The following is a 19,133-nucleotide window of genomic DNA, read 5'->3' on the forward strand; positions in this document are numbered from 1 at the left end:
GAAAAAGTACTTACCATTCTCTGCCAGAGGAAAAAAAAGAAGAAGCCCAACAAGGCTCCTTTATCACAATGTTATTTATTTACCATTAAGGGCATGAATCCAAACAAACTGCGGCGAAGTTCCTGCCAGCCAATTGACAATGCGTTCTGCACTTCCCATGCATGTCTGCCCATGATCGAGACGACTAGGCCATGTTTGTAAGTAAGACTGGCTCCCACACGCACCTGAACATCTCCCAATGTATCCATGATCGCCAGTACAGCTTCAAGCTCTCGCTGGTTCAGGCGATCCGAAAACACGTATAGATTTCCCAGATGCGTTTCCTGCTCCCAACAGCCCGGTGCTGACAATTGCATGGACGCTGGTTCAATTTTTTGATTTTGATAGAAGATCAGCTCGTTATCATGCCAGACCTTCAATCGATTCGTGTATCGGGTGTAATGAAATATTTCACCTCGCTGCGTTCGTCCAGGGCAAAGCACATCCGAGAAGATGAGCGCTGAACCTGGCGAAAGCTGAACGTCCATCTCCGCGGCCAAGCTTGCATCCTTATACAGCATCAGCGGCTCCGGCATGTACTCCAGCAAAGCTTCAGCCCCCAGCTTCAGCGTCTGCCGCTGCGTGCTCCCCGAACCGGCCTCCGAAGGATGGACCTTCGTGAACGACTGGTTCGTGAGATAAACACGGGCGCCCTCGCCGAGGCGCATCGTGATTTCGTAATGATCCCCCGACATGAGCCCAGGGGAGCAGTCCATCATGTAGACGCCCAGCTGCTCCGCAGGAGGTGCGTCTAAAGAGAGCGTTTCGTTATCGTAACGAAACGTTTTGGCGATCTTGAGCGGGGAGGTGTGATATTTGCGAACGAGCTGCGTCAAGCCGCTGCGTACCGCAAATTCCACCTGAATCTCCCCGGTCACCTTAGGCATGGCTGAACTCCGTCTCCACCCATGCGACAATGTCATCAAGCCCTGTGCCGCCCATCAGGTTGGAGAAAATATACGGACGATCGCCGCGCATCTTCTTCGTGTCTGAATCCATCACTTCCAGGCTTGCGCCAACGTAAGGCGCGAGATCGATTTTGTTAATGATCAGCATATCGGAACGCATAATGCCAGGGCCGCCTTTGCGCGGAATCTTCTCGCCTTGCGCCACATCGATAATATAGATGAAGCGATCGACCAATTCCGGACTGAACGCCGCAGCCAGATTATCCCCGCCGCTTTCAATGAATATGATATCGAGGTTGTCGAAACGCTGCTCCAATTCTTCAATCGCTTCGAAGTTCATCGAAGCGTCCTCCCGAATCGCTGTATGCGGACAGCCGCCTGTCTCTACCCCAATGATCCGTTCCTCTGGCAGCGCCTCAGAGCTAATCAAAATACGCGCATCTTCCTTCGTATAGATATCATTCGTAATGACCGCAATGCTGTAGCGATCATTCAATTTGCGGGCTAATCGCTCCACGAGTGCTGTTTTGCCGGAACCTACGGGACCGCCAATCCCGATACGCATCGGACGGCTCCGATCCACAGCAGGCTTTTCCCACGGATGATGATGATGACCTTGACCTTGACACATAGCCATTCCTCCTCAAATTGGATTAGGGCGTCAGCCCTAAGACATAAACAATCGCGAATATAGCGTTTCATGCTGCATCATAGCCAAATCAGCAGCTGGTGAGTTCGTATACGCATCCAAGGGGTCTAAATGAGCCACACGCCGCCATTCCCGCTCCGTCAGCGGAACCAGCTTGGCAAGCAGAATCTGCCCTTGCGTCTGCCCCATGGACATGAGTCTCAGCGCGCTGTTGATGCAGGTCATGATGCAGCTGTATAAATATCCTTCCACGGCTTGATCCAGCGGCACCCTAAGCTGATAACTGACCCATCCATGAATCATGGGATGGTTGGAACTGCATCGCCCCGCTTTCACAGCCTCATCGAGCGACTGCCAAGACAGATCGGGATACATGGACTTGGCTAGCTGAAGCAGCCTGCGTCCCATTTTCTGAACACCGATTCTTGCTTCGCTTGACGCCCGCTGCACATGCAGCATGTGGTCGATCTCCCAGAGCTGCTCCCATGTCTCGCTCGGCATGTGTTGATACACGGCTTTGATCACCATCGCATCAGAGGAAGCCCAGCTGTTCGCAAGCATCGTGCCGATGTAGGCTTCAAGCTCATCCACCGTTTGCAATCGACCTTGCTGAACTAACGTTTCCAAACCAAAGGAATGAGAGAAGCCGCCAATCGGCAGAGCGGAGTCAAGCAGCTGTTGATAAGCGAGCCAGTGGAACTTTGGGGCCGTTTGCTGTGAAGTCAATCCAGCTGCCGTCATTTGTACTCACCTCAATCTGGAACTTCCTGTGTTTTTTTAAAATAAAAAATACAACTGTGCCATCGGCAGCTTTGTCGCCGGCTCGCATGTGATTGCTTCGCCATCAACCTTCACTTCATAAGTTTCGGGATTCACCTCAATCGAAGGTGTCCCATCATTGTGAATCATATCTTTCTTCGAAATATCGCGGCAGCCCTTCACAGGCTCAATGCGTTTGCGCAGCCCCAACTTCTCTGCAATACCGCGGTCATAGGCCGTTTGAGAGACGAAGGTAATGGAGCTTTGCGTTAAGGCTTTGCCAAATGCAGCGAACATCGGCCGGCCGAATACCGGCTGAGGCGTCGGAATCGAAGCATTCGGGTCTCCCATTTGCGCATAGGCGATACTGCCGCCCTTGAGAACCAAATCTGGCTTCACCCCGAAGAACATTGGACTCCAAATGACCAAATCGGCAAATTTGCCAGGCTCAATCGAACCGACAAGATGCGAGACCCCATGTGTAATCGCGGGGTTAATCGTATATTTGGCAATGTACCGTTTGATCCGAAAATTATCGCCTTCCTCCGTGTCAGGAGACAACGGTCCACGCTGTTTCTTCATCTTATCGGCTGTTTGCCAAGTGCGGATAATGACCTCGCCCACCCGCCCCATCGCCTGCGAATCTGAGCTTAGCATGCTGAACACGCCTAAATCATGCAGGATATCCTCCGCCGCAATCGTCTCAGGGCGAATTCGCGAATCCGCGAAAGCAACATCCTCGGGAATACGGCTATCCAGATGATGGCACACCATCAGCATATCGAGATGCTCTTCTATGGTATTGATCGTATATGGCCTCGTCGGGTTCGTGGAAGATGGCAAAATGTTAAGCTCGGCTGCTGCGCGGATAATATCGGGCGCATGCCCGCCGCCCGCTCCCTCCGTATGATACGTGTGAATCGTCCGGCCTTTGATAGCCGCCAGCGTATCCTCCAGAAATCCCGCTTCATTTAATGTATCGGTATGAATAGCTACCTGAACGTCGTATTGATCTGCTGCTTCCAGGCACGTATCAATCGCGGCAGGTGTTGTTCCCCAATCTTCATGAAGCTTCAGGCCAATCGCTCCGGCTTCAATCTGCTCGACTAAAGGCGCGAGGAACGAGGCGTTTCCTTTGCCCGTAAAACCCAAATTCATCGGGAACGCTTCCGCAGCCTCGAGCATGCGCTGCATATGCCAAGCTCCTGGTGTGCACGTTGTTGCATTGGTGCCCGTGGCTGGCCCTGTGCCTCCGCCAATCATCGTCGTCACACCGGAAGACAGCGCCGTCTCAATTTGCTGTGGACAGATGAAATGGATATGGGCATCGATCCCGCCCGCTGTCACGATTTTACCTTCACCCGCAATGACTTCCGTGCTGGCACCTACGATCATCGAGGGATGTACGCCATCCATAATGTCCGGGTTCCCCGCTTTGCCGATGCCAACAATGTGACCGTCCCGGATGCCGATATCCCCTTTGACAATGCCCCAATGGTCGATGACAACGGCATTCGTGATCAAAGTATCAAGAACGCCTTGATCGCGTGTGGCGCCGCTGGATTGCCCCATGCCATCGCGAATGACTTTGCCTCCGCCAAATTTGCATTCATCGCCGTATACCGTGTAATCATGTTCGATTTGTGCCCACAATTCCGTATCTGCCAGTCGAATGGCATCACCGGTTGTTGGACCAAACATTGAAGCATAGCTCCTACGATCTATTCGATTCACCGGGATTTCCCTCCCATGTTTGCAATCTTTCTTTGACCTCATCTGACATTTGCCCTTTGACGACCAGACCCCTGCTCAAATTATTCAGACCATAGGAAACTTTGGCACCGCCCAGCTCAACTAGCTGAACAGGCTTCTGTTCCCCAGGCTCGAAGCGAACCGCTGTCCCTGCCGGAATGTCCAAACGCATCCCAAAAGCAAGTTCTCTCGAGAAATCCAATGCCCGATTAACTTCAAAAAAGTGAAAGTGCGAGCCGACCTGAATGGGACGATCTCCTGTATTCGTAACGATCAAGCTGACCGTTTGTCTTCCAACATTCATTTCAATATAGCCCTTGCCAGTTCGGTATTCTCCCGGAACCATGGTGTCGCCCCTTTCCTTTGATCATTTTAGGTAATTGGTTCGTGAACGGTCACTAACTTCGTACCATCAGGAAATGTCGCTTCGACTTGAACCTCATGAATCATTTGCGGAACGCCTTCCATCACTTGCTCCGCGCTCAAAATGGTCGTGCCGAATGCCATCAGTTCTGCAACGGTCAAGCCGTCCCGGGCCCCTTCCATAATTTCAGAGGTGAGCAGCGCTATGCTTTCTGGATAATTCAATTTCAAACCTCTCCCAAGTCTTCGACGCGCTAGATCGGCGGCCACTGTAATGAGCAATTTTTCTTTCTCTCTCTCCGTTAAATGCACATCTTCACCTCTTCAAAAACCGAATAATGGGAATCCTTTACACTTATTATATTCGTGTATTTAACGATTGTAAATCTTATATGTCATATATAGTTACATTAAAACTGAATTTTTCGAAGGAATATTTCGTATTTATGTGATTTCCCCAAAGAATTAATCGCATTTTGTGCATCCAGCACAAATAACCTTTCTTTTGTGTCATGTATATTGACACTAACCTGTTTCCCAATTTATCATAAGCGTTGTAATCCAAATCTTGTAAGCAAGGGAGTGGGCAGAGAATGAGAGAGATAAGAAACAAAGGTAAACTCACAGTCGCTTTGAGCATGGCTCTAATGATGGTCATGGCCGGCTGTGCCAAATCGGTTCCAACCTCAACTACACCTAAGTCATCTACAGCTGCGGAGGTTAAGGCGGAGACGAAGGATGAAACCGTACCTGTTGGTATTCTTCACTCTCTAACAGGAACGATGTCCATCAGCGAAGTATCTGTCAGAGATGCGGAACTTATGGCAATTGACGAAATTAATGCAGCCGGGGGACTCTTGGGCAAAAAAATCAAACCCGTTATTGAAGACGGGGCATCCGATTGGCCGACTTTTGCAGAGAAAACTAAGAAGTTACTGCAAAAGGACAGCGTTGTAACGATCTTTGGATGCTGGACATCTGCCAGCCGCAAAGCGGTGCTTCCAGTCGTCGAGCAGAATAAGGGATTACTGTGGTATCCCGTACAATATGAAGGCGTGGAATCATCACCGAACATTTTCTACATCGGCGCTACAACGAACCAGCAAATTATCCCCGCTGTCACTTGGCTCCTGCAAAACAAAGGCAAGAAATTCTACCTCCTGGGTTCCGACTACGTATTCCCAAGAACAGCCAACAAGATTATTAAAGAGCAGTTGAAGGCTGAAGGCGGTACGCTGATTGCAGAAGAATATACCCCGCTTGGACACACCGATTACAACACAATTATCAGCAAGATTAAAAAAGACAAACCGGACGTTATTTTCAATACGTTGAACGGTGACAGCAACGTAGCCTTTTTCAAACAATTAAAGGATGCCGGCATTACAGCCAAAGACTTGACGACGATGTCCGTAAGTATCGCTGAAGAAGAAGTTCGCGGGATTGGCGCATCTGTTCTCGATGGTCACTACACGGCTTGGAACTATTACCAAACAACGGATATACCAGAAAACAAAAAATTCGTTGAAGCCTACAAAGCCAAATATGGCAAAGACCGTGTAACGGATGACCCGATTGAAGCTGGTTACACAGCTGTATATTTATGGGCTGCCGCAGTGAAGAAAGCTGGTTCCTTTGATGTAGAGAAAGTAAAAGCTGCAGCCAAAGGCATCGAATGGAACTCACCGGAAGGCAAAGTTACGATTGACGGCGAGAACCAGCATATTTACAAAACAGCTCGTATCGGCCAAATCCAGGCGGATGGGCAAATCAAAGAAATATGGAATTCCGGTCAAGCGCTCAAGCCGGATCCCTTCCTTAAAACCTACCCTTGGGGCTCAGAAGTAACGAAGAAATAAGAGGGACTTATGAGGATCGTTATTGGAGCCAGGATTGCCTAACGGCAGTCCTGGATTTCATCATTTACTCAGGCTTTACCGGGGGAGGATTGTTATGAGTCTACTGCTGCTTCAACTGTTTAACGGCTTAAGTTTAAGCTCCATTCTACTCCTGATCGCTATTGGCCTTGCCATTACATTCGGCCTCATGAACGTCATGAACATGGCTCACGGTGAATTCATTATGATTGGCGCCTATATGGCGTATCTGGTTCAACAATGGTTTCAGAAAATGCTTCCAGCGTCCGCTTTCGGCTGGTATTTCATTGTTTCACTGGGTGTAGCCTTCGTTGTTGCCTTCGTCGTAGGCTGGCTGCTTGAGCTTTGCTTGATTCGCTTCATGTATGGAAGGCCGCTGGATAGCCTGCTGGCGACTTGGGGAGTCAGCCTCGCCTTGCAGCAGCTGGCAAGGACGATCTTCGGCGCCCCGAATGTTGCCGTGAAGGCGCCGGAATGGCTGGAAGGCGGCTGGCATGTGACAGCCGACCTCATTCTGCCCTACAAGCGGCTCTTTATCATCGCCTTAGTGGCACTATGCATCCTTATGATTTATATGTACCTGTACCACTCCGCAGGCGGCAGACGGATGAGAGCCGTCATGCAGAATCGGGAAATGGCCGCTTGTCTGGGGATATCTACCCGCCGGGTAGATGCGCAATCCTTCGCCTTCGGCTCTGCTATGGCAGGAATTGCGGGGTGCGCCTTAACCCTGCTGGGACCTATTGGTCCAACCATCGGCACCTATTACATTGTTGATGCTTTCATGGTGGTGGTACTTGGCGGAATCGGCAAGTTGATCGGTACGGTTGCCGGAGCATTAGGAATCGGGGTGTTCAATACGGCTTTAGAATACACAACGAGTGCTACGCTCGGCAAAGTACTTGTCTTCACCCTGATCATCGCCTTCTTGCAGTGGAAACCGATGGGACTTGTGACGATCCGTTCAAGATCCTTAGATTAAGAAAGGATGTGTCAACCTCCATGCTCTTAGCCGGACAATCCAAAATCAAACTCACGGTATACACCGTTTTCTTGATCGTTATCGCCTTAGCCCCTCTCTTCTTATCGGAATTTCGCTTATCGCTTCTCGGCAAATTTCTCGCCTACGCCATTATCGCCATGGGCATTGATCTCATTTGGGGCTACACCGGCATCCTGAGCCTCGGGCATGGCGTGTATTTCGGACTTGGCGCTTATTGCATGGCGATGCATTTGAAACTTGCCGCGACGCCTGACCAGCTGCCGGATTTCATGTCCTGGAGCGGTGTCGAAAGCCTCCCCTGGTTCTGGATTCCGTTTCACAATGCAGGCGCAGCCTTCTTGCTCGCCTTGATTGTGCCTATGATCGTTGCCTTCATTTTAGGCTATTTTACATTTCGCAATCGGATCAAAGGCGCCTTTTTCTCTATCCTTTCTCAAGCGCTTGTCATTATTGCGGTGACCTTGTTTGTTGGTCAGCAAGGCTATACAGGCGGCACGAATGGGCTTACGAATTTCAACACTTTTCTTGGTTTAAATCTGCAAGCACAATCCACCAAATTGTTATTTTTCTATCTCACGCTTGCCGTTGTTGTCGCAGTGCTCATCCTTTGCAGTATGCTCGTGACCAGCCGGATGGGCAATATTCTCACCGCCATTCGCGATGGAGAAAATCGCGTCCGCTTCATCGGCTATAATCCCGTCGCCTTCAAAGTATTCATTTACTGTGTGTCCGCTGGCTTAGCAGGGCTTGCCGGCGTGTTCTTCGTCCTTCAGGAAGGCATCATTTCACCCGCGCAAATGGGCATTGTCCCTTCCATCGAGATGGTCCTGTGGGTGGCAATCGGCGGCCGGTCAACCATTGGCGGCGCTGTTCTAGGAGCCTTGGTTACGAATGCCGCCAAAACAACCTTCAGCGAAGCCTATCCTGCTTGGTGGCCGATTATGCTCGGAGCCATGTTCATTATCGTTGTCCTTCTTTTACCCAAAGGCATCGTTGGCACGATTACCCACTACACCTCCAATTGGAAAAAACCCGTGCTTCCCAAGTCGATATCTTCCTCGCAAGAAGCAAGCTGACTATACATGATCCAGATTTTATGAACAAAGAAGGAGGAGTTTTCCCAATGCTAGGACAAATAGCGAAGCAAGAACCTGTGGCAGGCGAGAACATCCTGAGCGTGAAAGGACTTGAGGTGAACTTTGTTGGATTCAAAGCCTTGCGAAATCTGGACTTTTCCTTGCAATATGGAGAGCTTCGATTCCTCATCGGGCCGAATGGGGCAGGTAAAACAACGCTCCTGGATGTCATTTGCGGGAAAGTGAAACCTTCACAAGGTCATGTGCATTTCAAAAATTCCATTGATCTCACGAAGCATCAAGAGCACCAAATTGCCCAGCTTGGTATCGGCCGCAAGTTTCAAGCACCTTCTGTTTTCTCGACATTAACCGTATTTGAGAATTTGGCTTTGTCCATGAAGCAGAAGCGAGGTCTCCTTAGCGCACTAGTGGCCAAAACAACAAGTGAACAGCGGGATCGCCTGCATTATAGGCTGGAGATGATCGGACTGCAGAACAAGAGCAATGAGCGAGCAGGCTCCTTATCTCATGGCGAGAAGCAATGGCTCGAAATCGGGATGCTGCTCATGCAAGAGCCCGATCTGCTGCTGCTTGACGAACCGGCTGCCGGCATGACGGACAGCGAAACGGAGAAAACAGGTGAGCTGCTGCACGAAATAGCGGCTAACCAGACGATCATTGTCGTCGAACACGACATGGCATTTGTTCGTCAATTTGCAAAAACCGTTACCGTTCTTCATGAAGGCACCGTTCTCCGTGAAGGTACGATGCAAGAAATCCAGAATGATGACAAGGTTGCTGAAGTGTATCTAGGAAGGAGAGTGGAGCGCGGTGCTTAACCTTCAGAAGATTGAAGCCGGCTACGGCGAAAGCATGGTCATTCGCAACGTCAACCTTCAGGTCAAGCCAGGACAAATCGTTTGCCTTATGGGACGTAATGGGGTTGGCAAATCCACCTTGATGAAAAGCATCATGGGCGTCGTCAAACCAAAGTCCGGCTCCATTTCTTACCATGACCGAGACATTAGCTCCTTCCCGCCCGATCGACGTGCCAAATCGGGTATCGGCTACGTGCCGCAAGGCCGCGAAATCTTCCCTCAGCTTAGTGTGGAAGAAAACCTGCTGCTAGGTCTAGAAGCCGCCGCAGATGGGCGGAAGAAGCTGCCTGACTCCCTCTTCGACACCTTCCCTGTGCTTCGTCAAATGCTTCATCGCAAAGGAGGCGACCTCAGCGGCGGTCAGCAGCAGCAGTTGGCCATCGCTCGCGCCTTGGCATCCGGCCCCAAGCTCCTCCTTCTAGACGAGCCCATGGAGGGGATACAGCCATCCATCGTGATGGAAATTGAAGCCATCATCGAAGCCATCAAGCGTAATCGGGAAATCGCTGTCTTACTGGTTGAACAAAGCTTGGAATTCGCTACCCGCATAGCGGATTACTATTATGTGTTGGATCGAGGCACCATAGCCGCTGAGGGTGGAGCCGAGCATTTGAGCGAAGAACAAGTTCGTAAGCATTTAACCGTATGATTTGGCAAGCTTTAACTCACGCTATCAGAAGAAACTGGCATACTTGACCTAATCTTGTAGGTATCAAGTACCATCCAGTTTCTTTTTTTCTATGAATTGACCTATTTATTAACATAAAACTGGACGTCACAAAATGGATAATGATAACATGACAATATAAAACAATTATTGCGTCCGGCATATCGAGGACCAAGCCTTTTGAAGGAAAAGGAGGGGAACGTGTATGTCTAAAGTTTTGATCATTGAAGATGATTTAAGCATTGGTGAAATGATGTCCATTTATTTGTACGAAGAAGGCTATCAAGTCATGCGGGCAGAAACTGGCCGCCAAGGGGAAACCCTATTCCGAGACTTCGAACCCGATATCATCGTGTTAGACATTATGCTGCCTGATGTAGATGGCATCCAGCTATGTACCCACTTTCGAACGGTTTCTATGATTCCAATCCTTATGGTCTCTGCCAAAAGCGAGGTTTCAGACCGTGTTAAAGGCCTGCAAACAGGTGCTGATGATTATTTGTGCAAACCCTTCTCGATGAGAGAGCTTGCTGCCCGCATTCAAGCGCTGCTCCGTCGTTCGCATGTCTTCATCCCCCCAACAGCGGAAGCGGATGAAGCACCCGGCCAAATCGTCCATTTAGATTTCGAGAAACGTTGTTTATTCGTTCATAACAAGATGATAGAAACCACCTTCTCTGAATTCGAAATTATGAAACTTCTCTGGCAAAATCAAGGTCGCGTGTACAGCCGCGAAGAGCTGCTGAACCGTGTTCGCGGGTTCGATTCCTACGTAACTGAGCGTGCCATTGATGTTCACATCGCCAACCTTCGCAAGAAAATAGAAACCGATCCCAAAGAGCCGAAATACATCAAAACGGTCTGGGGCGTTGGTTATAAGTTTTTATTCTCTTAAGCCTCCTTGTGAGGCTTTTTGTTTTGCCCAAAAAAGTGAGCAAAAGCAGTCACCAAATAGGCGAATGCACAATATGATGATTATGGAAATCGTTCCCGCACGGTTCTAGGAAAAGCACGGTCGTGCATATCTAAGAAGATCAGAAGAAAGCTTTCAAGACGAAAGCTCAAGGAGGATTTATTTTTATGTTGAATAACCCTTTCAAGATCGGCAATCAAGCCAACCCGCAAGCCCAATTCGGGTATCCCTACCCTGCCTATCCGGTGCCTACCAACATTACGAACAAAGTCGTACCGCCAACACCTACCGGCACAGTCCTGCCAACTGGCAATCAAGGACCTGTCGGTGTGAACCCTCCTGGTCTCCTTCCTTTGGAAGAGTCCTACATCGAAAACATACTTCGCTTGAACTTAGGCAAAATTGCTACCATCTACATGACATACGAAAACAACTCCGAATGGAATGCCAAGATCTTCAAAGGCAGACTAGAAGCCGCAGGCCGTGATCATATCATCATCAGCGACCCAGCAACAGGCATGCGCTATCTATTGCTTATGGTGAATCTGGACTACATTACATTCGACCAAGAGCTTCAGTACTACTATCCATATGGCGGGATTGGCCAACCAAGATAAGCACATAATACCGCGGCAATCCCCTGCCAACAAACTAACATGGCCTATGAATCTGCAAGTTCCATTATGGAACTCCAGGTCATAGGCCTTTTTTTGAGGAAGAGACGGCAGCAAAGTGCCACATATGGAGCTTGCGCAAACCGCCTTCTACCCATGCTTCCCAATCCGGCTGCAAATCTCCTTGCTTCCCTTGCAATCGAACTTGCTTTAAATGGGTATACTCTTCATAAGAGACACCATTCCAAATTTCTACATAAAGTCCTTTTTGATCCGTTCCCTCCAATAGCTCCAAACGCCCTTCCCGATGCTGCCATTGCTGCATATAGATGAGAAACGGCTCCCGATATTCGGGTTTTATGGCATACTCTACAAAAACTTTAGACATTTTTAGATCTCCCTCTGATTTATTTTTTGCTCCAAAATGGTAAACTATTAAGAAGACGGAAAAAGTTGATCCGAATGAAGCCAGTTTTCCAACCGAAAACTCAGCCTATGCTTACGAAACAAGTTTTCCTATGGAAAACGCTAAGGAGGAAACCCACTTGGACACAGGAACTCATCTTGTTATTGGTTTAGGGTTAGCGGGACTTTCGCAAATTGACCCTAGTGTTTCCGCGGATACTGCGACAACGACAGCAGTCTTCATCGGAACAATCATTGGCTCTCAGATTCCGGATGTGGACGGGCTGCTTCGCTTCAAAGGAAACGCTACGTACATTCGCAATCATCGCGGTCGCTCTCACTCTTTGCCAGCTTTACTGCTATGGACGCTGCTGATCACCGGGGCACTCGCACTCTTCTTTCATGGAATCCCTCTCTTGCATCTTGGGATGTGGGTAGGTATTGCCGTCTGTTTTCACGTTTTCACTGATTGTTTCAACACATATGGCACACAAGCGATTCGGCCTTTCTCAGAAAAGTGGGTATCGTGGAACATTATTCACATTTTTGATCCCTTCATCTTTTCAAGTCATATTGCGGCTATCTTCATGTGGTCCTTTCATGTGGCAAGTCCGACGCTGGTATTTCCGACGCTCTATGGTGTCCTTGCCCTTTATTACATCTGGCGCTCCCTTGATCATTACATCGTCGAAAAGGGACTGTTTCGCAAAGATCCTACCTATCAACCTGGAGATCAATATACCCTTATTGTAACATTCAACCTCTATGTGTGGAACGTCGTGAAGCGCAAACAGGACGGCAGCTACCAGCTGGGCGAACTCAAAAATTCAAAGCTTAGATGGATTGATACCATCAAATGCGAAGAACATCCAGCGATTGAAGCGTCCAAGCATCACGAAGACATTCAAGCCTTGCTTTACTTCTCTTCCTTCACCTGTGCGGAAGTCAAAGAGCATCGTTGGGGATACGAAGTCAGATGGGCGGATGTCCGCTATCGCCATCGCAAGCAATATCCTTTCGTCGGAGTCATTCTGATGGATCATAATTATCAAACATTAGATTCGTACGTCGGTTGGGTAAACGATACTCGGCTTGAGAAGAAATTGCGAGTCGATCTGTATTAATAAAACAAAAAAAGCAGTAGGCCATTAGGCCTACTGCTTTTTTTGTTCAGTTAAAGGCTCTTAATTTATCAGGGTTTCTTACGAGATACACATGACGGATCGTCTCTTGCTCAACGTGGACCAACAGAATCGTATCAATACCGGCTTGCGTTCGGATAAGCAGTGCTGATTGTCCGTTCACTTCCCTAAGCTCCGCTTGCAGGGTCTCTTTGTTGTGCAAAGCTTTGTCTTTAATGCCAAGAAGGAAACGCGCAACACGCAATCTCGTTTCAATAGGATGGGCTGCTGCCAGCACTTTACCGCCGCCATCGGACAGAAGAACGACATCTTCTGAAAGAAGTGCTAACAATGTATCCAGATTCCCCTGTTCCAAGGCAAACATGAAACGAACAACCCATTCCCCTGCTCCTGCTTCAGCGGTAACAGTCTCTTCCTCTGAGATCCCCGCTTTGGCTCTCGCCCGGCTCATTATTTTGCGGCAGTTGCTTTCGCTGATCCCCATCAGATCCGCGATGGCCGAATGATCGAAACACAGCGCCTCCCGGAGAACAAAGACGGCACGTTCCCTCGGTGTCAAACGTTCCAACAGAACCAGCATCGCATAAGAAAGCAAATCGCTGCGAACGACCGATTCCAAAGCATCCCCCTCTGGCGTAGGAATTGGCTCTGGCAGCCACGGGCCTACATAACGTTCACGCCGACGCTTGGCTGACCGCAGTTGATCCAAACTACGATTCGTAACCATACGACAGAGATAGGCTTTGGGGTGATCCATCTCCTCCAGATTAACACCATAGGCCTTCAGAAAAACATCCTGAACAGCATCTTCGGCATCAGCAATCGAGCCTAAAAGTTGATAAGCAAGTGTAAATAACAATGGTTTATATTGCGTATATAAAGTATCCATGGTATGAAGTCCTTTCGCAAAAAGCAGTACACGATCCGCACGGGACGGCTACCATCTATTGTAGCAAACTGGCTTGATCCCAAGTGAACTTTCGTACTTTCCAACCAAGCTTGCCGGTCAGGATTATATCTAGCCCCCACTTGTGAGTCCAGACCATCCCTCGTTCAGGCCCCAGCCCAATGCAGAAAAAGTCCATGAAGCCTGTATGTTCAGGAGCTCGCGATCCGTCTAGATCCGCACACAGCACCTTGGCCAGACGAGCTGCTTGCGCCGTCGCTTCCTTGCAGGTGAGCCGGTCAGGACGACCGGTTGCCGCGTCCGTAATTCTGGCGCAGTCCCCAATCGCATAGACACCAGATACTCCCTTCACACGATAGCTGGCATCCACGATAAGTTGACCCTCCTGTGTAATTGGCAAACCTAGAGTACGAAGCACCGGATTCGGCAGCAAACCAAGCGTCCAGACCGTTAATCCCACGGACAGCTGTTCTCCGTTCGCAAGGACTAGCTTTCCATCTTTCTCATAGAGCGCTTTTGCAGCGTGCTTAACGATAACGCCAGCTTCTGAAAGTACGTGAGCGAGCTTGTGCCCTACCTTAGCTGGGCCCTCTTGGAACAGGCGTTCATGCGCATTAAGAAGAAACACACGGACATCCGACGGGTTCAGATTGAGCTTGCGCGCCTCATCACGCAGCGCAGATATGAGCTCAGCCGAAGCTTCCATTCCGCTGATCCCCGCTCCTGCAACAGCAACGGCAAGCAATTGCTCTCGTTCCGCTTCATTCGTGCAATGGATCGCTTTCTGAAGATTGGCCTGCCAGCATGCTCTAATCCTCGCAGCAGAATCCAGACCGGTTAAGGCGATGCCGCCTTGGTCTGGATCGGGCTGACGAACTACACTGCCAACCGTAATCACCAATTGATCATATTTGATACAATTTGCTTTACCGTCCGGGCCTGTATAATGAAGCTGACTCGCTTGACTGTCAACCTTGTTTATCGCGCCTTGAACGAACTGAACTCCTTCCGGGAACATATCTGCCAAAGGAATCGTAATACTTTCTCCCCCTGCAGCCGGTTTAAAAAGCAGAACCTTGCGAAGATGATAAGCTTCTTTGTCCATTAAGATCAATCGAAGCTTTTTACCATGAAATTTCCCCGGAAATGATTTAAGCAAAGCCTTGATCGTGTGAATGCCTGCATAGCCACCGCCAACAACAATACATGTGTGTTCTTGCATAGGAACCAACTCCTCTTGTCTGTGATTACGCATGTAACGAGTTCGTCGCACATTTTGTGACAGCGAGGGAGCAGTTCCTGCACATTTTATCTCAATCAGCTATAACCTTATGTAAAATCGAAAAAACCCAGAGGATTTCTCCTCCAGGTTTCATATGACAAAAAACGGTGAAAGCTATTAACGGTTGACAGGTTCCTAGCTGCGGAAGCCGGATTGACCTGCTAGCGTTTGTTCGGCGATTTGTACCAACCGGCGAGTGATGTGACCACCGATTGCTCCGGTATCACGAGTTGCCATGTAGCCATAGTAACCGTCTTGAGGAATTTGGATGCCCAGTTCTTGAGCCACCTCATACTTCAATTGATCTAAAGCTTGGTTGGCTTGTGGAACTACCAGCGTATTGCTGTTGCGAGATTGTCCTGTACCCATAAGGATCAGACTCCTTTCAGTCAGCTATGATCTTTGATGTATTTGCAAGCTTGCAAAGATAGTATGTGAAGAAAATGAAGTTATATGCACGACGATGAAAAAAGTTTAAAATAAGGTGATAAAGCTCAATCTTCTAGAAAGTAGGTCACATTCATGAGTAAACCTCTCGCGCTTCTATTCGCTGTTGTCGGCACGCTTCTGCTCGCTGGCATCAGTTTATTTATCGCTCTCCGTCAGCCTTGGCTGGTTCTTGCCTGCTGCATCGTTTCTTTAGGATTTATCGGATTTGGCTTTGTTGTTAAAGCAAAGATTCGCAAAAGAAACAGTCGGCCTTAGCTAAAAAGAGTAAAAAAACCTTCAACCCCACGATTTTTCGTGGTGCTGAAGGTTTTTTAGTGTTTAAACGACAAAGCCCATCCGCTTCTTCACTTCAAGCAAGGTTTGATCGGCAACTTCCGCTGCTTCCTGCGCGCCTTTTTTCAAAATATCAAAAATCTCGCCCGATTTGCGAATCTCATGATAACGCTGTTGGATCGGTTCAAGAACCGCAACGACTTGCTCTGCCAAATCCTTTTTGAAAGGACCATAACCTTGCCCGTCATACTTGGCTTCAATCTCAGCTACGCTCATGTCGGCAAAGTGGGAGTAGATCGAGATCAAATTACTTACCTCAGGCTTGTTCTGAGGATCATACTTCACCTCGCGCCCGGAATCCGTGACCGCACGGCTAAGCTTTTTGCGAATCACAGACGGTTCATCGAGCATGCCGATGAAGCTGCCGGCATTCGGACTGCTTTTGCTCATCTTTTTGGACGCGTCATCCAAAGACATGATTCTTGCGCCGATTTCCGGCGTATACGGCTGCGGCATCACAAACATTTCGCCGAAGCGGTGGTTGAAGCGGTTCGCCAAATCGCGCGTCAGCTCCAAATGCTGCTTCTGGTCATCCCCGACCGGAATAAGATCCGCGTTGTACAACAGGATATCCGCAGCCATCAGAGACGGATAAGTGAACAAGCCCGCGCCAACGGAATCTTTGCCTTCCGACTTATCTTTGAACTGCGTCATCCGCTCCAGTTCACCCATATTCGTCAACGTCGTCATAATCCAGCCAAGTTCAGCATGCGCATGCACATGGGATTGCAGGAAAATGGACGCCTTATTCGGATCTAGACCCGCTGCAATGTAGAGTGAAGCCGCTGATTCCGTTTGCTCCTTCAATGCCGCCGGATCTTGAGGAACCGTGATTGCGTGCATATCCACCACCATAAAATAACAGCGGTGCAAATGCTGCAGCTTTACATAATTGCGAAGTGCGCCAATATAATTACCAATCGTCAGCTGTCCGCTGGATTGCATGCCGGATAGAACTCGTTTCATGTGAAAATCCTCCTCATTTGTATTCCAAAAAAAGACACAAAAAAGCCTCTCGCCGCAAGGGACGAGAGACCGTGGTACCACCCTAATTTGTCTGTGAACATAACATTGTCCTAAGACCTTCAGGCTCTGATAACGGAGAGCTACCGTTTGGCATACTTAGTCAGAAGCAGTTGTTTCTCCGGCCTAGGTTCCGGCAGCCTGCTTACTGTGTTCAGCCTCAAGCTCAAGGATCCATTCGATTTGCGCGTTTCACCGGTTCGCACCAACCACCGGCTCTCTGAGAAACGGAGACAAACTTACTTGTTCCTATCATCGCTTATTGATTTGATATTATTATACACCTTGACTTCCCATTGTCAACCAAGGACATTGTCCTATCCGACAGAACCCGTACATAAGATAGATCATACAATCTATGGACAAAGGGGTGTCAACGAATTGTCATCAACTCTATACCGGTGGAGCCTACCTATCTCCACGGTCATTTGTGCGTTGCTTCTTCTCCTCATTGCAACAACCAGAGAGCTGCCTCCTATCGGCTTAGTCATGTACGAAAGCAAAAGCGTCTTATCCGCTTTTCTGGACATTTTTCTCGACGCTTTGCCTTTTATGGTGTTAGGAGTTCTGTTATCTACCGTTGTTGAAAATTTCATACCGGAAGGCTTTATCCGTCGCATGACGCCCCGTCATCCGCTCGGAGGCATCCTGTTCGCCTGCGTGCTTGGGATTATGTTTCCGCTATGTGAATGCGGCATGATTCCATTCGTTCGCCGTCTCATGCACAAAGGAATGCCTGTATATATCGCCGTCATCTTCATCCTTGTCGGACCGATTCTGAACCCGATAGTATTCGCTTCGACCTTCATGGCCTTCCGCGGAGATCCTGCCATGGCCTACTCCAGAATGGGACTCACCTTTGGCGTAGCTCTGGCTGTTGGACTCTTTCTGACCCGCTTCCTGAAAAGCAATCCGCTGCGCCACGCGATCCCGGCGCTGCCCAACGAGACGCATCAGCATAAGAGTGAGCATACGCATGGCGAAAAGCATAGCCATAGCCATGATGATCATCATCATAGCCATGACCACCTGCACAACCATGACAATGATCACGATCATCATCACAAACATGACCATGACCATAATCACAGTCATCATCATCATGCCCACGGAGGCCGTGTCATGACGATGCTCAATCATGGCAGCACCGAGCTGCTGGAGATGAGCAAATATCTGATGCTTGGCGCTTTCCTGACCGCGCTGATACAAACTTTCGTCGCTCAAGACAGCCTTTCTGCCATTGGCCAAGGCCCCTTCATTTCTCATGTGTTTATGATGGGCTTTGCCTATTTGCTCTCGCTATGCTCCACGACAGACGCATTTGTTGCTGTCTCTTTTGCCAAGACTTTCTCACCTGGTTCTTTACTCGCTTTTCTCGTCTTTGGACCGATGATCGATGTCAAAAGCACCTTGATGCTGTTATCCGTCTTCAAAGCCCGTTTCGTTCTAACGCTGTCCATCCTTGTCGCGGTTATCGTCTTGACAGGCTCCTTGCTGTTCATGCACTTCTTTTTGAACTAAGCTGGACTCGCTATTCCCATCCGCCTTCTTTTGCAAACCAAGGAAAATATCATAAACTCCTGCGAAAAGGAACTACAATCCGCTAATTGACTCAAAATCCGATATTTGCAGCTGAAAGGGAAATAGGATCCCTTATTTCACCCCTACAGGTGGAAAATCTAGCAAATTAGGCAAATTAGCGTACCATAGTTCCGTCTGACTAGCCAAATGACTGTTTGAAGGAGGAATAAGGGAACATAGTTCCTTTTCCCGGGGTCAAGGTCAGTTGGGGTAGCTGGGGTTACTTGGATGCTGGGTGGCTGGGGTTACTTGGGTGCTGGGTGGCTGAGTGGCTGGGGTGCTGGGTGACTGGGTGACTGGGTGGCTGAGTGGCTGGGGTGCTGGGTGACTGGGTGGCTGAGTGGCTGGGGTGCTGGGTGACTGGGTGACTGGGTGGCTGAGTGGCTGGGTGACTGGGTGGCTGAGTGGCTGGGTGACTGGGTGGCTGAGTGGCTGGGGTGCTGGGTGACTGGTTACTGGGTGGCTGGGTGACTGGGGTTACTTGGGTGGCTGGGTAGCTGGGGTTACTTGAG

General features: G+C 49.2%; 21 protein-coding genes and 1 other annotated feature. Of the genes, 10 read left to right on the top strand and 11 right to left on the bottom strand.

Annotated features, from left to right (window positions below; all coding sequences use genetic code 11):
• Positions 1-71: 71 nt before the first annotated feature.
• From BC351_RS06100 to BC351_RS06125, 6 genes are read right to left on the bottom strand one after another with little or no spacing between them, the layout of a single operon-like run.
• Positions 72-926, bottom strand: coding sequence for an urease accessory protein UreD (locus tag BC351_RS06100; RefSeq protein ID WP_158081990.1), 855 nt, complete (start codon positions 924-926; stop codon positions 72-74).
• Positions 919-1,578 (bottom strand): urease accessory protein UreG, encoded by a 660-nt coding sequence (gene ureG, locus BC351_RS06105; RefSeq protein ID WP_079409838.1) that lies wholly within the window; start codon positions 1,576-1,578, stop codon positions 919-921. Before ureG ends, BC351_RS06100 begins: the two co-directional genes overlap by 8 nt.
• 36 nt (positions 1,579-1,614) lie before the next feature.
• Positions 1,615-2,337 (bottom strand): urease accessory protein UreF, encoded by a 723-nt coding sequence (locus tag BC351_RS06110; protein WP_079409839.1) that lies wholly within the window; start codon positions 2,335-2,337, stop codon positions 1,615-1,617.
• A gap of 36 nt (positions 2,338-2,373) precedes the next feature.
• Positions 2,374-4,056: an urease subunit alpha gene (gene ureC / locus BC351_RS06115; protein WP_425270902.1), complete on the bottom strand. Its 1,683-nt coding sequence runs from the start codon at positions 4,054-4,056 to the stop codon at positions 2,374-2,376.
• 13 nt (positions 4,057-4,069) lie between these two features.
• Positions 4,070-4,453 carry an urease subunit beta gene (gene ureB / locus BC351_RS06120; RefSeq protein WP_079409841.1) on the bottom strand — a complete coding sequence of 128 codons (384 nt, stop codon included), beginning with the start codon at positions 4,451-4,453 and terminating at the stop codon, positions 4,070-4,072.
• Between the two features lie 26 nt (positions 4,454-4,479).
• Complete coding sequence (locus BC351_RS06125; RefSeq protein ID WP_079409842.1) at positions 4,480-4,782, bottom strand: urease subunit gamma; 303 nt, start codon at positions 4,780-4,782, stop codon at positions 4,480-4,482.
• Positions 4,783-5,063: 281 nt separating this feature from the next.
• Here BC351_RS06125 and urtA point away from each other — a divergent pair, with 281 nt between their 5' ends.
• The 7 genes from urtA (at position 5,064) to gerQ (ending at position 11,501) form a co-directional block, all read left to right on the top strand.
• Positions 5,064-6,329: an urea ABC transporter substrate-binding protein gene (urtA, locus tag BC351_RS06130; protein ID WP_079409843.1), complete on the top strand. Its 1,266-nt coding sequence runs from the start codon at positions 5,064-5,066 to the stop codon at positions 6,327-6,329.
• Between the two features lie 94 nt (positions 6,330-6,423).
• Positions 6,424-7,329 carry an urea ABC transporter permease subunit UrtB gene (gene urtB / locus BC351_RS06135; protein ID WP_079409844.1) on the top strand — a complete coding sequence of 302 codons (906 nt, stop codon included), beginning with the start codon at positions 6,424-6,426 and terminating at the stop codon, positions 7,327-7,329.
• 20 nt (positions 7,330-7,349) lie between these two features.
• A complete protein-coding gene (gene urtC / locus BC351_RS06140) occupies positions 7,350-8,426 on the top strand; it encodes an urea ABC transporter permease subunit UrtC (RefSeq protein ID WP_079409845.1) in 1,077 nt (358 codons plus the stop codon).
• 47 nt (positions 8,427-8,473) lie between these two features.
• Positions 8,474-9,265 (top strand): urea ABC transporter ATP-binding protein UrtD, encoded by a 792-nt coding sequence (urtD, locus tag BC351_RS06145; RefSeq protein WP_079409846.1) that lies wholly within the window; start codon positions 8,474-8,476, stop codon positions 9,263-9,265.
• The gene (gene urtE / locus BC351_RS06150) at positions 9,258-9,953 is read left to right on the top strand and encodes an urea ABC transporter ATP-binding subunit UrtE (RefSeq protein ID WP_079409847.1); all 696 of its coding nucleotides are present in this window, start codon (positions 9,258-9,260) and stop codon (positions 9,951-9,953) included. Before urtD ends, urtE begins: the two co-directional genes overlap by 8 nt.
• Positions 9,954-10,176: 223 nt before the next feature.
• A complete protein-coding gene (locus BC351_RS06155; protein ID WP_079409848.1) occupies positions 10,177-10,866 on the top strand; it encodes a response regulator transcription factor in 690 nt (229 codons plus the stop codon).
• Between the two features lie 185 nt (positions 10,867-11,051).
• Entirely contained in the window at positions 11,052-11,501 is a 450-nt protein-coding gene (gene gerQ / locus BC351_RS43225; RefSeq protein WP_079409849.1) for a spore coat protein GerQ, read from the top strand.
• Positions 11,502-11,580: 79 nt separating this feature from the next.
• Here the strand turns inward: gerQ and BC351_RS06165 are convergent, their stop codons facing one another.
• Complete coding sequence (locus tag BC351_RS06165) at positions 11,581-11,886, bottom strand: hypothetical protein (RefSeq protein WP_079409850.1); 306 nt, start codon at positions 11,884-11,886, stop codon at positions 11,581-11,583.
• Between the two features lie 157 nt (positions 11,887-12,043).
• Here BC351_RS06165 and BC351_RS06170 point away from each other — a divergent pair, with 157 nt between their 5' ends.
• On the top strand, positions 12,044-13,027 hold the full coding sequence (locus BC351_RS06170; protein WP_079409851.1) for a metal-dependent hydrolase: 984 nt from the start codon (positions 12,044-12,046) through the stop codon (positions 13,025-13,027).
• A gap of 46 nt (positions 13,028-13,073) precedes the next feature.
• Here the strand turns inward: BC351_RS06170 and BC351_RS06175 are convergent, their stop codons facing one another.
• The 3 genes from BC351_RS06175 to BC351_RS06185 all read right to left on the bottom strand — a co-directional run bounded on the left by BC351_RS06175 (position 13,074) and on the right by BC351_RS06185 (position 15,603).
• Entirely contained in the window at positions 13,074-13,934 is an 861-nt protein-coding gene (locus BC351_RS06175; protein WP_079409852.1) for an RNA polymerase sigma-70 factor, read from the bottom strand.
• Positions 13,935-13,989: 55 nt separating this feature from the next.
• The gene (locus BC351_RS06180; RefSeq protein WP_079409853.1) at positions 13,990-15,174 is read right to left on the bottom strand and encodes an NAD(P)/FAD-dependent oxidoreductase; all 1,185 of its coding nucleotides are present in this window, start codon (positions 15,172-15,174) and stop codon (positions 13,990-13,992) included.
• Positions 15,175-15,369: 195 nt separating this feature from the next.
• Entirely contained in the window at positions 15,370-15,603 is a 234-nt protein-coding gene (locus BC351_RS06185) for an alpha/beta-type small acid-soluble spore protein (protein WP_079409854.1), read from the bottom strand.
• 153 nt (positions 15,604-15,756) lie between these two features.
• Between BC351_RS06185 and BC351_RS06190 the strand changes: the two genes are divergently transcribed.
• Positions 15,757-15,939 carry a DUF5325 family protein gene (locus BC351_RS06190; protein WP_079409855.1) on the top strand — a complete coding sequence of 61 codons (183 nt, stop codon included), beginning with the start codon at positions 15,757-15,759 and terminating at the stop codon, positions 15,937-15,939.
• 63 nt (positions 15,940-16,002) lie between these two features.
• Here BC351_RS06190 and trpS read toward each other — a convergent pair whose 3' ends face one another.
• On the bottom strand, positions 16,003-16,983 hold the full coding sequence (trpS, locus tag BC351_RS06195) for a tryptophan--tRNA ligase (protein WP_079409856.1): 981 nt from the start codon (positions 16,981-16,983) through the stop codon (positions 16,003-16,005).
• 54 nt (positions 16,984-17,037) lie between these two features.
• Positions 17,038-17,305 (bottom strand) — a binding site (T-box leader).
• A 116-nt stretch (positions 17,306-17,421) separates the two neighbouring features.
• Between trpS and BC351_RS06200 the strand changes: the two genes are divergently transcribed.
• Complete coding sequence (locus tag BC351_RS06200) at positions 17,422-18,561, top strand: permease (RefSeq protein ID WP_079409857.1); 1,140 nt, start codon at positions 17,422-17,424, stop codon at positions 18,559-18,561.
• Positions 18,562-19,133: the final 572 nt, after the last annotated feature.

The sequence above is a fragment of the Paenibacillus ferrarius genome (assembly GCF_002027705.1).
Classification (GTDB): Bacteria; Bacillota; Bacilli; order Paenibacillales; family NBRC-103111; genus Paenibacillus_E; species Paenibacillus_E ferrarius.

Bases quoted from the DNA above. Each gene is read 5' to 3' on its own strand.
- BC351_RS06165 (WP_079409850.1), bottom strand. From the start codon at position 11,886: ATGTCTAAAGTTTTTGTAGAGTATGCCATAAAACCCGAATATCGGGAG.
- BC351_RS06100 (WP_158081990.1), bottom strand. From the start codon at position 926: ATGCCTAAGGTGACCGGGGAGATTCAGGTGGAATTTGCGGTACGCAGC.
- urtA (WP_079409843.1), top strand. From the start codon at position 5,064: ATGAGAGAGATAAGAAACAAAGGTAAACTCACAGTCGCTTTGAGCATG.
- urtB (WP_079409844.1), top strand. From the start codon at position 6,424: ATGAGTCTACTGCTGCTTCAACTGTTTAACGGCTTAAGTTTAAGCTCC.
- BC351_RS06110 (WP_079409839.1), bottom strand. From the start codon at position 2,337: ATGACGGCAGCTGGATTGACTTCACAGCAAACGGCCCCAAAGTTCCAC.
- BC351_RS06175 (WP_079409852.1), bottom strand. From the start codon at position 13,934: ATGGATACTTTATATACGCAATATAAACCATTGTTATTTACACTTGCT.
- trpS (WP_079409856.1), bottom strand. From the start codon at position 16,983: ATGAAACGAGTTCTATCCGGCATGCAATCCAGCGGACAGCTGACGATT.
- ureG (WP_079409838.1), bottom strand. From the start codon at position 1,578: ATGTGTCAAGGTCAAGGTCATCATCATCATCCGTGGGAAAAGCCTGCT.
- gerQ (WP_079409849.1), top strand. From the start codon at position 11,052: ATGTTGAATAACCCTTTCAAGATCGGCAATCAAGCCAACCCGCAAGCC.
- BC351_RS06190 (WP_079409855.1), top strand. From the start codon at position 15,757: ATGAGTAAACCTCTCGCGCTTCTATTCGCTGTTGTCGGCACGCTTCTG.
- BC351_RS06155 (WP_079409848.1), top strand. From the start codon at position 10,177: ATGTCTAAAGTTTTGATCATTGAAGATGATTTAAGCATTGGTGAAATG.
- ureC (WP_425270902.1), bottom strand. From the start codon at position 4,056: ATGTTTGGTCCAACAACCGGTGATGCCATTCGACTGGCAGATACGGAA.
- urtC (WP_079409845.1), top strand. From the start codon at position 7,350: ATGCTCTTAGCCGGACAATCCAAAATCAAACTCACGGTATACACCGTT.
- urtD (WP_079409846.1), top strand. From the start codon at position 8,474: ATGCTAGGACAAATAGCGAAGCAAGAACCTGTGGCAGGCGAGAACATC.
- BC351_RS06180 (WP_079409853.1), bottom strand. From the start codon at position 15,174: ATGCAAGAACACACATGTATTGTTGTTGGCGGTGGCTATGCAGGCATT.
- BC351_RS06185 (WP_079409854.1), bottom strand. From the start codon at position 15,603: ATGGGTACAGGACAATCTCGCAACAGCAATACGCTGGTAGTTCCACAA.
- ureB (WP_079409841.1), bottom strand. From the start codon at position 4,453: ATGGTTCCGGGAGAATACCGAACTGGCAAGGGCTATATTGAAATGAAT.